This window comes from Dorea sp. (genome assembly GCF_977044405.1).
The window spans coordinates 74,296-87,277 of the sequence record NZ_CDRRQK010000001.1 but is presented as its reverse complement, the minus strand read 5'-3'; the positions used below and the strand labels follow the sequence as shown (position 1 = coordinate 87,277).

Below are 12,982 nucleotides of genomic sequence, written 5' to 3'. Positions count from 1 at the left end.
TCTGGATAATCTTTTTTTCGTTATGCATTTATATGTTTCAGTTATGATTTATATCGGTTAAAGCTTTTTGATAGAAGAAGCCGAGATATAAACCCAATTGTTCCTAAGTTTAAATTTAGCCCAATTGTTAGAAATTGACACTACTAAGATAATGTTTCCTTTTTTGACGGTGCCGGCAGAAGAATAGTTATTTCCTGGTCCGGTGCGTAAGGTGGCTTGGGCAGATGTGACGACATATTTGGTTGTGTGAAGACTACGGTCACTGGAATCCGCTAAATTATCTTCTGAAGATTGTGAGGGAGGTAAAGAGAATTTTGAATAAGCAGTAGCAGCATAAGCGGTAGAACAAAAAGTTATACTTATTGTTATTCCAGCAATAATAAAAAATAGTGTTTGTTTAAGAAATTTCATTTACAACGATCCTCCTTAGTATTTGATAATTTATACTTTACAGATCAATTCTTAAATATGGGATTAAAAATCTGAAAAATTCTTAATTTTTTCTGGGTATTATGATTTGTATGTTATGATTTGAACAGTAGAATGTGTAGAAGGAGTGGAATATATGAATCATATTTTAATTATCGAAGATGATCCGGATATCCGGGAGAGTCTCAGAATATTGTTGGAATCTGAAAATTTTTTGATAACAGAAGCAAAAAACGGTTCAGACGGACTTAATAAATTTTCAGCAGAAATAAACCTTGTAATATTGGACATTATGATGCCTGGAATATCAGGTATTCAAACTTGTGAAGAAATAAGAAAAAGATCAGTTGTTCCAATTCTTTTTTTAACAGCAAAATTAAGTGAGGAAGATAAGATTACGGGATTAACAGCGGGAGCGGATGATTATTTGGTAAAACCATTTTCAGCGGCAGAATTACTTGCAAGAATTCATGCGTTGTTACGAAGACATCAGGTATATGATACCGAATTTCATAGAGATTCCCAAAAAGAGGAATGGATTGAAAGGCATGGGATAGTTATCAGCAGTTTGTATAATGATGTGTATATGGGAGAAAAAGAACTGTGTTTGACAGATATAGAATATAGAATCTTATTATTGCTGATGCAATATCCAGGAAAAATATTTTCTATACAAAATTTATATGAAAGTGTATGGCAGGAACCATTTTATAGGGCATCGGCCAATACGATTATGGTACATATCAGAAAATTAAGGTCAAAAATAGAAGAAGATCCACAAAATCCCAAAATAATAAGAACTGTATGGGGAAAGGGGTATACATTTGGTTAAGGTAAAGAATGCCAATCTTACAGTTAAAATGCTACTATTACTTTTGAAAGGAATTTTAATAGGAAGTATTGTTTTTATATTATTATATTTTGGTGGAAGCCATGTATTAATGAACTACTATTATGAATCCGATTATATATATAAGGCGGAAACACCTTATGTGAAGCGTCTGCAAAAATATGTTACTGAAAATCATGTGGCAGCTACAGACTCTGAAAAATTGAAAAAATGGTCAAATAAGCAGAAGATTTCATATTTTTCAGTTTCAAGAGAAAGAAAAATATTATTTGATAATTTTTATGTAGAAGCCAATTTATTAAAGCCAGTAGAAAATGACATGTTGAATTATACCTGGTATTTTTTGCAAAATGTAAAATTCGAAGATGGTGATGCGGATGTATATATTTATGCGGATTATGAAGTGAAGATAAAACTCTTTTTTATATTTACGATTACTGCAATCAGCTTTGGAATATGTTTTGTTGTATTTATTTTTGGAATAAGAAAAGAAGTGAAATATATACAAAAGTTAAGTGAATCTATCCAGCAGATAGAGGGCGGATATTGGGATGCCGATATAGAGGTGAGAGGAAAAGACGAACTGGGAAATCTGGCCTACGGACTGGATCAGATGCGTAAGACTTTGATAAAAAAAGAAGAAAATGAAAAGAAGATGAACAAAAACCAAAATAAATTGGTGCTTGCGATGGCACATGACCTTCGGACGCCGCTGACAAGTCTAATCACTTTTTTAGAAATTGCAATAAAGAAATCAACAAATGATGAGAATCAGGAATATATACAAAAGAGCTATCAAAAAGCAAATCAGATCAGGGAACTGACAGATCAGTTGTTTGATTTCTTTTTGATTCAAAAGCAGGAAAAAATAGAATTAGATCCACCGGCAAATGTGGAATATGCGATAGGGGAATATTTATCAGAGTTTTGTGCGTTTCTTGAAACAGATGGATATCGGGTAACTGTTGGAAATATGGAGTGGGGGGAAGCAAAGGTACAGGTTTATCCTAAATATATAGGGCGTATTATGGATAATCTGGTTTCAAATATAAAAAAATATGCGGATAAAGAGTATCCAATTATCTTAGAAGTGAAAAATAATGAAAATATGATTCAGATAGTTTTTGAAAATCAGAAAAATACTAAAAAAGAGTATGTAAAAGGAACAGGGATAGGAATACAGAATATAAAAAATATGATGGAGCAGATGAAAGGAGAATCTGAAATTATAAATAATGAAAACAGATATGCAATTGTTTTAAGTTTTCCGATATATATAGAATAAGATACTGCGAAAATCGCCTGTTAGAAATTAAGAATTATTCAGATTTGTTAAGAAGCAGGATAAGATTTATTGGGTATAGTAAGGGTAAGTAAATCGAGTTGTTTTGGTGTATTTGGAAAAAGGAATCATACCATTTTACTGAATTGAGAAAATGGACAATTATAGTTTCATGGTAGAAATTATTTTTGGCAAAGTTTGTGGTTGATTTTCTTTTTGTGAATACTGCGAATGACCGTTTTTGTGCTTTTATTATACATGGAATAGAGCAAAATTACGAATTTGCTCGTTTGTAGGAGGTAGATATATGAAAAAATCAGGTAATATCGTAGGAATTGTATTGGTTTCCTGGGGGATAATTTTACTTTTCATTGTAATGTGGTTAGGAAATAAGTATCCTGAGATACAACAGGATTTACTCCTGATAGTTAGAGTGTACATAGGACTAGTGGCAGTCTTTGTAATATCCAGGATTATTTTTAGGATAGTGAAGAGGAGAAAAAGTGAACATTCATAAAAATATAAAATCACTAAAAAGAAATGCTATATTGCTATTATTATATGATTTACTGGTGTTATGCATTGCATTTGCAAAAAATGGAATGACAAATATGTCAGCAGAAGCCCTTACGTCACTGATCGTATCCTTAGTCTTTGGAATATTCATTAATTTACTCTGGATACTGGATTCCAAAACCTGGATTACAGATTGTGGAAAACGAAAATACATGTGGTCATATTGGTGTGGCGAAATTGCATTTCTGCTGTTGACATTTGTTTTGGAAAACAGGAATCAATCGATTGCTGCATCTGTCATATTGGGGGTGATGGCGGTGTATATCGCAGTTGGAATATGGTGGGTGAGCCGTAAGCTCTAATGCGCTAACGCTCACCACATACATCCAAAAATTCCTGCACCAATGGCACAGGCTTCTTACCTTTCGCCCAGATCAGAAGTATCTTGGTTACAAGATCCGGTTCATCCAGTTCTTGTATACAAAGTCCGTCACAAAGGCTTGCCATAGACTGAGGGAAGATGGCAGTCGCAAGATTTTCTTTCGCCCAGAGCATAGCGCCTCTCGGATCGTCGCAGACACAGAAGATGTCCGGATTCATATTCTGAGAATGAAAAGTATTCATGATCAGCTCTTCGTATCTCCGGTATAAGATCAGTGGTTTGTGTAGAAGATCAGCGAGTTTTAAGGAAGCGTTATGAGATGTATCTTCAGAACGAACGGTTGGAGAGGAAGTATCTGCTGTAACGGCAGCAGTCTTTGAAACAACATTTTCCGGCGCCGATACCGCGATCATCGGTTCGGAGCACAATTCCATATATGACACCTCGTCAAGACGCAGTGGTGTTCTGGCAACGGAGATATCGATGATCCCGTCCAGAAGATACTGATACAATGAGTAAGTGATCCCGTCGTGAACTTCAAAGTTCACGTCGGGATTTTTTTTCGAAAACTGGGAAATATAAGGCATGATGGTATCTACCGTTGTCGGGGTCAGGCCGATACGTAAGATACGTTTTTTCCCGGTTTTGGAGACTTCCAGTTCGGTAGATCTGGCGTATTCCAGCAGATTACCGGAGCGGTCGTAGAGAAGCTTGCCGGCTTCAGTCAGAGTAACGCCCTTGCTGGTGCGGTCGAAAAGTTTTACATTTAATTCATTTTCCAGCTGACGGATCTGGTAGCTGAGCGGCGGCTGGGACATGTTCAAGTGTCTTGCAGCTTCGTTGATGCTGCCGGTGGATGCGATTTCGCGGAAATATTCTAACTGCCTGAGTTCCATAGTAGATTACCTGCCTTATATATTTTTTGTATTGCAAAGCTATAAAAACAATATTATTCATATCAATGATAACGGACTATAATAGAACAGTCAAGGGACATTATAATAAGTAGATAACGAATAAAGAAACTTGAATATTATAAAGATTCATAGTGTGGTATTCAGATATAAACAGATATCATTTATTAGTTATCGGATAGAAAAAGGAATGGAGTGAAAATAATGAAGCGTCTTGAAAAGTTTCTGAGACCTTACCGCAAGGAAAGTATTCTGGCACCGCTTTTTAAGCTGTTAGAAGTTGTGTTCGACCTGATGGTTCCGGTTGTGGTAGCTCAGATTATTGATGTGGGCGTTGCGAAGAACGATCATGGATATATCGTGCAGATGTTCTTTGTATTACTGCTCATGGCAGCGGTTGGACTTTTATGTAGTTTTACCGCACAGTTTTTTGCCGCGAAGGCGAGTGTTGGATTTGCGACGAGTGTGAGACAGGCAATGTTCGACCATATCCAGAGTCTCTCATTTTCAGAGCTGGATGTGCTTGGAACGGATACACTGATTACCAGACTTACAGATGATGTAAACCAGGTGCAAAATGGTATCAACATGGGACTTAGGTTATTACTTAGAAGTCCGTTTGTCGTAATCGGAGCCATGGTGATGGCATTTACGATCAATGTGCGCTGTGCACTGATCTTCGTAGTGACGGTACCGATCCTGTTTGTGGTGGTATTTTCTATTATGCTAATCAGTATCCCGCTGTTCAAGAAAGTGCAGGCCGGACTTGATCGTGTGACGGGACTTACAAGAGAGAACCTGACCGGTGTCCGTGTCATCCGTGCATTCTGCAGGGAAGAACAGTCAGTAGATGAATTCGAAGAGGGCAACAGAGAACTGACCAGACTGAATGAATTCGTAGGAAGAATCTCAGCGTTACTGAATCCGGTTACGTATGTACTGATCAATGGGGCAACCGTATTGCTGATCGCACGTGCCGGTGTGCAGGTGAATATTGGCAATCTTCAGCAGGGACAGGTAGTAGCGTTATATAACTACATGGCGCAGATTATCGTAGAGCTGATCAAATTAGCATCGCTGATTATTACACTGAATAAATCTATGGCGTGTGCAGACCGTGTGGCTGGTATTCTGGATGTGAAGTCTAGTATGGAATATAAAGCAGTGGCTGGAAATAAAGATGCCAAAATTGCAGAGAATGCAGAAAATGCTCAGATGAAGGATGACCAAACAAAAGGTGTGACGGACGGCGGGAATGATAAAACAGATAACAATCTGGCAGTCGAATTCAACCACGTTACATTTACCTACGAAGGCGCCGGAGCATCAAGTTTATCTGATATTACGTTCCAGGCTAAGAAAGGCCAGACGATCGGAATCATCGGAGGAACCGGTAGTGGTAAGAGTACACTGGTAAGCCTGATCCCAAGATTCTATGATCCACAGGAAGGAACGGTGACGGTGAATGGTATTCCTGCCAAAGATTATCCGCAGGGGGAGCTGTGCCGGAAAATCGGTGTAGTCCAGCAGCGGGCAGTCCTTTTCAAAGGAACAATCCGCGAAAACCTGAAGTGGGGAAATGACCACGCAACAGATGAGGAACTGTGGGATGCAATCACAATCGCACAGGCGAAAGATGTAGTAGAATCAAAAGACGGAAAGCTTGATTTTAAGGTGGAACAGAATGGACGGAACCTTTCCGGAGGACAAAAACAACGTCTGACGATTGCCCGCGCACTGGTTGGACATCCGGAAATCCTGATCCTGGATGACAGCTTAAGCGCACTGGATTTTGCAACAGATGCAGCACTTCGTAAAGCAATTGCAGGTCTGGAGGGAGATGTGACTACATTCCTCGTATCCCAGAGAATCTCGGGTATCCGTCAGGCAGACAAGATCCTGGTTATGGATAATGGATCACTGGCAGGTCAGGGAACACACGAAGAACTGATGGAATCCTGTGAGACATACCAGGAAATCTATTATTCACAGTTCCCGGAAGAACGCCCGGTTACAGACAAGTCTTCAGAGGAAGCCGGAAAAGCTTTGGATAAAGCGGATAAACTGACAGAGAAGATAGAGGAAGGAGCGGCAGAGTAATGAAAAAATTATTAAAACTGATTGGAAGATATAAGATTTTTCTTGGATTCAGTGTCATCTTTGCCGCAATTTCTGTAATACTTCAGTTATATGTGCCGGTTTTATTCGGAGATGCAATCGATGAAGTAGTTGCGGCACATGAGGTTAACTTTGATGGTATGTGGTATTATCTGAAGCAGATTGTGATATTCATTGTGATATCAGCACTTGCTACATGGCTTATGAACCTGTTAAATAATCGCATGACCTACAGAATCGTGCAGGATATCCGTTCGCAGGCAATCAGACATATCCAGGTACTTCCATTATCTTATCTGGACCAGCACAGCACCGGAGATATCGTAAGCCGTATCATTGCAGATACAGATATTTTATCCGATGGTCTGTTACTTGGATTTACACAGTTATTTTCCGGAATTGTGACGATCGTGGTAACGTTGATCTTCATGTTTTCCAAAAATGTGTGGGTAACATTACTTGTAATCGTTCTGACTCCATTTAGTTTTGTGGTTGCAAAATTCATTTCATCCAGATCTTATACGATGTTCAGAAAGCAGAGTGAGACAAGAGGTCGTCAGACAGCATTGATTGAGGAAATGATCGGCGGACAGAAAGTAGTCAAAGCATTTGGCTATGAGAAAGAGTCTTCCAGAAGATTCGATGAGATCAACAAAGAACTGCAGACATACAGCCAGAAAGCGGTATTCTACAGCAGTTTAACAAACCCGTCCACACGATTCGTCAATAATATCATTTACGCAGGAGTAGCACTTCTTGGAGCATTTTTAATTCCGGGAGGAACACTGACCGTTGGTGGTCTGTCTGTACTGTTATCTTATGCGAACCAGTATATGAAGCCGTTCAACGACATCAGTTCCGTGATCACAGAGATGCAGAATGCACTTGCATGTGCGGACCGTATCTTTGATCTGTTAGAGCAGAAAGAAGAGACACCGGATGCAGAAGGCACACTGGTTGATGTAAGTGGAAATGTAGCAATCGAAAATGTAGCATTTAGTTATGACAAAGAAAAGAAGCTGATTGAAGACTTTGATTTGGATGTAAAACCAGGTATGCGGATTGCAATCGTTGGTCCGACCGGATGTGGCAAGACAACATTTATCAATCTGTTGATGCGGTTCTACGATGTAGACGGTGGTAAGATCATGGTAGATGGGAAGGACATCCGTGACGTATCCAGACATGCGCTTAGAAGCAGTTTTGGCATGGTATTGCAGGATACGTGGATCAAGAGTGGGACGGTGAGAGATAACATTTGCTTTGGAAAACCGGATGCAACGGATGAAGAGATCATCCGTGCGGCAAAAGAAGCAAGAAGCTGGGAGTTCATCCGCAGACTTCCAAAAGGACTAGATACAGTGCTTCACGAAGACAGTATCAGTCAGGGGCAGAAACAGCTTCTGTGTATCACAAGGGTAATGCTCTGTCTGCCGCCAATGCTGATCTTAGATGAGGCGACATCAAGCATTGATACACGTACGGAACTTCAGGTACAGGAAGCATTTGATAAGCTGATGAAGGGAAGGACAAGCTTTATCGTAGCCCACAGACTGTCTACGATACGTAATGCCTCGTTGATTCTTGTTATGAAAGACGGCAAGATCATCGAACAGGGTAATCATGAAGAATTGCTGAAAAAAGGTGGCTTCTATCATAAGTTATATCACAGCCAGTTTGAAAATTAATATGAAAAGGGGACGGGGTATTTTTAAAAAACCTCCGTCCCTTTTTTTAAATGTCCTGTCCCTTTTTAAAAAACCTCCGTCCCCTTCGTTTATTTATCTGCTATAATAACAGGTAGTTAGAAGTAAAAAAGGGAGTAAGTTTATATGACAATCAAAGAAATTGCAAAGCTGGCAGGCGTATCCAGTGCCGCAGTATCAAGATATCTGAATGGCGGTTATGTCAGTGATGAGAAGAAAGAACAGATCAGGAAGGTTATCGAAGAGACCGGATATCAGCCGTCAGCCCAGGCCAGAATGCTGCGTACGAAAAAAGCATGCCTGGTGGGAGTCGTTGTCCCGAAGATCAATTCAGAATCTATCAGCCATATTACAGCAGGTGTGGAGCAGGTCCTTTCAGAGAGAAATTATCAGATGCTGCTTGCAGGAACGGACAATACACCGGCAAAAGAAATCGAGTATATGCGTCTGTTTGAGAACTATCCGGTAGACGGAATTATCCTTGTAGGTACAATGATCACTGCAGAGCACAGAAGATTCCTGAAAGAATCCAAGGTACCGGTAGTGGTGATCGGGCAGCACACAAAATTTGCAAACTGTATCTACCATGATGATTATGGTGCAGGAGAAGCCATGGGACGTGCAGTAGCAGCCAAAAGCAAAAAAGAGATTGCTTATATCGGAGTATCCAGAGAAGATAAGGCAGCAGGAGCAGCAAGAGAAGACGGGTTCCGCGCCGGACTTAAGTCGATGGGAAAAGAATTGAAGGAAGAAAATTATAAAGTATCAGAGTTTACAACAGAGTCCGGGTATGAAAAAGTACTGGAATTATTAAATGAAAAACATGACATCGATATCATATCGTGCGCCACAGATACGATTGCTGCAGGTGCGATAGAAGCTATTCATGCTTATGTGGGAAGCCAGATCCCGAAAAATGTAGAAGATACAGGCTCCAGATTCCGTTATATATTGGAAAATACATCGATCCAGGTAACCGGATTTGGAGATAATCAGCTTTTAAAAGCCGTAACAGGCGGAATTCCGACGGTGCATTTTGGCTATAAGACCAGCGGAATCAGAGGTGCAGAACTTCTGTTGGATGTAATAGAACGTGGGGAAAATATACCGGTAGAGGTAAAATTGGGATATAGATTAGCGGAAATTGCCGAACCAGAGGAAAATATAGAAGATATGGTTATCGATTAAAAGCAAAAAAGTCAGGTATCAACACAAGACGAAGATATTAAAATGTATCATTCATGGATGAATAACTCCAAAATCGGTCAAAAACATCGAAAATCGTGCAAATCGCACAAAAATGAATATTAAAAATCAGTAAAAATGCCATATTTACAAATGGCATTTTTTTTCTTATCATTAAATCAAGAAATATGAAAACGATTACATATAAAACGCATGAAAAGGGAAGGAGAGTTATTATGGATTACAGAAAGATCGCACAGGAAATTTTGAATCATGTCGGTGGAAGTAAGAACATTGCATCTGCAGCACACTGTGCAACGAGACTAGTAGCAGACGACACAGCAAAAGCAGAAGAAAAAGAAGTAGAAGACAAGACAGAAACAACAGCAGATGATACAGAAGAAGTAGCAGAAGAGGCATTAACAAGCCCGGTAAATGGAACACAGATTCCATTAGGAGAAGTAAAAGACGAGACATTTGCATTCGAGATGCTTGGAGCAACCGTAGCAGTAGAGCCTGCAGATGGTAAGATCGTAGCACCATGTGACGGAGAGGTCTCTAACATATTTGAAACCGGTCATGCCGTATGTATTACAACAAAAGCAGGCGGGGAACTTCTGATCCATATCGGTATCGACACCGTGAAGATGGACGGAAAAGGATTTACCAAGAAAGTATCTGATGGAGATAAAGTACATGCAGGAGATGTCCTGGTAGAAGCAGATCTTGATGAGATTAAGAAGGCAGGATATCAGACAACAACCATGATGATCCTGACGAACACAGATGACTTTGGAAATGTAACAAAGGCAGAACCTGCTGAAGTTAAGACAACAAGCAAAGTAATGACACTTGCAAAATAATAGTACGATATGGGGCCGAAAGTAATATAAACTTCCAGCCCCATAACTATAAGAAGATGTAAGGATTTTGGGATTGCGGGAAATGCATAGCAATGGAGTAATCCAGGTACATCACAAGATACAAAAGCAGCATAAAAATAACATAATAAAATAGATGGAGACGATAGGATTATGAACGCATTAACAAGAGATCTGGTAAAATTAGTAGATATAGCAGAGAAGAATCAGAAGGCAAAAGAAGAATTATCCGCATCAGATAGAAAGTTCCGCGAAAAACTACATCTGATGCCGCCGGTTGGCTGGCTGAACGATCCAAACGGACTCTGTCAGTTTCAGGGAATCTATCATGCATTCTTCCAGTATTCACCATTCAATCCGGAAGGCGGCGTAAAGATGTGGGGGCATTACACCAGTACGAATATGATCGACTGGGAGTATCAGGGCAATGCACTTTATCCTGACCAGCCATTTGACTGCCACGGGGTATATTCCGGATCCGCATTTATCGAAGATGGGAAAATGTATCTGTATTATACAGGAAATGTCAAATTAGAAGACGGGGATTACGATTACATCAGAAACGGACGTGAGGGCAACACTGTTCTTGTAGTGACAGAAGACGGTAAGACATTTGGAAACAAAAAAGAATTGATGAGAAATTCAGACTATCCGGACAATCTGACCTGTCATGTAAGGGATCCAAAAGTATGGAAAGAAAATGATACCTATTATATGGTACAGGGTGCAAGAACCAATGAAGATGTAGGACAGGTGCTTGTGTTTGAGTCTGAGGATAAAGTAAACTGGAAGTTCAAAAGCCGCGTAGAATCCGAAAAACCATTTGGTTATATGTGGGAGTGCCCGGATTATTTTGAAATTGGAGATAAAAAGATTCTTTCTACATCTGTACAGGGACTAGAAGGCGGCGTGTGGAATGACCGAAATGTATATCAGTCCGGATATTTTGAAGTAGAAGGAGACATTCTCGGAGAATATAAGTTATCGGATTATTACTTATGGGATTACGGATTTGATTATTATGCACCACAGAGCTTTGAGACTGAGGATGGAAGAAGAATTCACATAAGCTGGATGGGAATGCCGGACTGCGAAGAATATACGAATCCGACGATCCAGACAGGATGGCAGCACTGCTTTACATTTCCACGTGAAATCTTCGAAAAAGACGGTAAGATCTGCCAGCGTCCGGTAAGAGAGCTGGAAGAAAAGAAGAAGCTGGTAAGTAAAGGCAAAGATATGCTGAGTGTAGACGGCTATGCAGTATATGAGATGGATATAAAGAACATATCCGGTAACCAGTTCAAAGTTATACTTTCGGACGAACTGATTCTGGATTACAAAGACGGGAAATTCCAGATGCATTTTACAAGCCAGAAGAAGACTTCGCTATCTGCAGGAAGAAGCTTGAGATATGTGGAAGTTGAAGAAGTGAAGAACCTGAAGATTCTGGCAGACGCATCTTCGGTAGAAGTATTTGTAAATGAAGGAGAGTATGTATTCTCCACAAGATACTATCCGGAAGAGTATAAAGTGCAGGCAGAAGCAAACGGGGCACAGATTACATTCGCAAGTATTTCGTAAGATTATATAAAAACATCACTATATGACGCCTGAAGAATTCCGGGAGAGGAAGGAATAAGCGGATATAGTGATGTTTTTTTATATCATTATGTGTTCGGAAGAAGATGTTGGTGACAGATTCTCTGTATAATGGTTCAACATTTACAGAGAACATTTTCAGACACACGGATGTAACATATACAGATATTTCTCAAAATTAACGCCTTCATTCACGGGTACATCTTCTGAAACAGAATCAATCAAAGCTTTTTCAAGAAATCGTCCGGCAATGTGTATGATCTCCGAAAGTTCCTGTCCACGGGCAAGTCCGCCGGTAATGCAGGAAGCAAACAGATCCCCGGTTCCGGAATAACTGCCTTTGCAGCACGGGAAGGCAGAAAGAACAGGCGGCACATAAGTATCTGCATCCGTATGATCTAATAGAAGATTTCCAATCTTATGGACAGAAGTTCCCTGCTCCTTGTCTGTAAAATGAATGCCTGTAATGATGATTTTTGCAGGATGTCCCGCGGGCAGCTTCTGACTGGCTGTCTGTAGTTTTTCTGTGATATCCCGGATAGAGAGAAGCGGATTTTGAAAATCGGCATAGTCCGTATCCGTCAGAAGACAGAATTCGGTGAGATTCGGGGTAATAACGTCTGCGCGGGTAACAAGCTGCTTCATGGCAGCGAGAAGTTCACCGGTATACATATCATAAGTAAGCCCGTCATCACCCATAACAGGATCTACGACGAGAAAGGTATTGTTTTTCTGAAATGTATCTAAAAAACGGAAAATCTGCTCGATCTGTGCTACGCTTGCGGTATAGCCGGTATAAATCCCTGAAAACTCTGTTTCAAGCTTTTTCCACTCCTGACGGAAATGATCCATCTTACCGGTAAAATCATAGCTATAATAGCTCGGATATTCCGTCTGGGAACTTAAAATAGCAGTCGGAAGTGGACAGGGCTGGACGCCCATGGATGATAATACGGAGATGGCAGCCGTCAGGGAACAGCGGCCAAGACCGGATAAGTCATTGATTACGGCAATTTTTCTGGTCATGTGTAAGTCCTCGTGTTTTAGAATGATTTAATTATAGCATTATAAAAATCAGAAAGAAAAGTCCAGACGTAAAAAAGAAAGACAAGCCACA

General features: G+C 40.1%; 12 protein-coding genes. 9 read left to right on the top strand and 3 right to left on the bottom strand.

What is annotated here, in order from left to right; genetic code table 11:
* Nucleotides 1-57: 57 nt before the first annotated feature.
* Nucleotides 58-411, bottom strand: coding sequence for an SH3 domain-containing protein (locus ACWJAF_RS00460; protein ID WP_448861456.1), 354 nt, complete (start codon nucleotides 409-411; stop codon nucleotides 58-60).
* A gap of 154 nt (nucleotides 412-565) precedes the next feature.
* Here ACWJAF_RS00460 and ACWJAF_RS00455 point away from each other — a divergent pair, with 154 nt between their 5' ends.
* From ACWJAF_RS00455 to ACWJAF_RS00440, 4 genes are all read left to right on the top strand, one after another.
* Nucleotides 566-1,261, top strand: a complete 696-nt coding sequence (locus ACWJAF_RS00455; protein WP_448861453.1) for a response regulator transcription factor — start codon at nucleotides 566-568, stop codon at nucleotides 1,259-1,261.
* Nucleotides 1,254-2,564 (top strand): HAMP domain-containing sensor histidine kinase, encoded by a 1,311-nt coding sequence (locus ACWJAF_RS00450; protein WP_448861451.1) that lies wholly within the window; start codon nucleotides 1,254-1,256, stop codon nucleotides 2,562-2,564. Before ACWJAF_RS00455 ends, ACWJAF_RS00450 begins: the two co-directional genes overlap by 8 nt.
* Before the next feature lie 304 nt (nucleotides 2,565-2,868).
* Nucleotides 2,869-3,078 (top strand): hypothetical protein, encoded by a 210-nt coding sequence (locus ACWJAF_RS00445; protein WP_448861449.1) that lies wholly within the window; start codon nucleotides 2,869-2,871, stop codon nucleotides 3,076-3,078.
* Between the two features lie 85 nt (nucleotides 3,079-3,163).
* On the top strand, nucleotides 3,164-3,439 hold the full coding sequence (locus ACWJAF_RS00440; RefSeq protein ID WP_448861448.1) for a hypothetical protein: 276 nt from the start codon (nucleotides 3,164-3,166) through the stop codon (nucleotides 3,437-3,439).
* A 4-nt stretch (nucleotides 3,440-3,443) separates the two neighbouring features.
* On the opposite strand, the gene ACWJAF_RS00435 is transcribed toward ACWJAF_RS00440, so the two are convergent.
* Nucleotides 3,444-4,355: a LysR family transcriptional regulator gene (locus ACWJAF_RS00435; RefSeq protein ID WP_448861446.1), complete on the bottom strand. Its 912-nt coding sequence runs from the start codon at nucleotides 4,353-4,355 to the stop codon at nucleotides 3,444-3,446.
* A 222-nt stretch (nucleotides 4,356-4,577) separates the two neighbouring features.
* On the opposite strand from ACWJAF_RS00435, the gene ACWJAF_RS00430 reads away from it, so the two are divergent.
* The 5 genes from ACWJAF_RS00430 to ACWJAF_RS00410 all read left to right on the top strand — a co-directional run bounded on the left by ACWJAF_RS00430 (nucleotide 4,578) and on the right by ACWJAF_RS00410 (nucleotide 11,847).
* The gene (locus ACWJAF_RS00430) at nucleotides 4,578-6,473 is read left to right on the top strand and encodes an ABC transporter ATP-binding protein (protein ID WP_448861444.1); all 1,896 of its coding nucleotides are present in this window, start codon (nucleotides 4,578-4,580) and stop codon (nucleotides 6,471-6,473) included.
* On the top strand, nucleotides 6,473-8,179 hold the full coding sequence (locus ACWJAF_RS00425) for an ABC transporter ATP-binding protein (RefSeq protein WP_448861443.1): 1,707 nt from the start codon (nucleotides 6,473-6,475) through the stop codon (nucleotides 8,177-8,179). The genes ACWJAF_RS00430 and ACWJAF_RS00425 overlap by 1 nt, the downstream gene beginning before the upstream one ends.
* Before the next feature lie 144 nt (nucleotides 8,180-8,323).
* The gene (locus tag ACWJAF_RS00420; protein WP_448861441.1) at nucleotides 8,324-9,385 is read left to right on the top strand and encodes a LacI family DNA-binding transcriptional regulator; all 1,062 of its coding nucleotides are present in this window, start codon (nucleotides 8,324-8,326) and stop codon (nucleotides 9,383-9,385) included.
* Between the two features lie 233 nt (nucleotides 9,386-9,618).
* On the top strand, nucleotides 9,619-10,245 hold the full coding sequence (locus ACWJAF_RS00415) for a glucose PTS transporter subunit IIA (protein WP_448861439.1): 627 nt from the start codon (nucleotides 9,619-9,621) through the stop codon (nucleotides 10,243-10,245).
* A gap of 171 nt (nucleotides 10,246-10,416) precedes the next feature.
* A complete protein-coding gene (locus tag ACWJAF_RS00410; RefSeq protein ID WP_448861437.1) occupies nucleotides 10,417-11,847 on the top strand; it encodes a glycoside hydrolase family 32 protein in 1,431 nt (476 codons plus the stop codon).
* 156 nt (nucleotides 11,848-12,003) lie between these two features.
* On the opposite strand, the gene ACWJAF_RS00405 is transcribed toward ACWJAF_RS00410, so the two are convergent.
* A complete protein-coding gene (locus ACWJAF_RS00405; RefSeq protein WP_448861435.1) occupies nucleotides 12,004-12,891 on the bottom strand; it encodes a pyridoxamine kinase in 888 nt (295 codons plus the stop codon).
* Nucleotides 12,892-12,982: the final 91 nt, after the last annotated feature.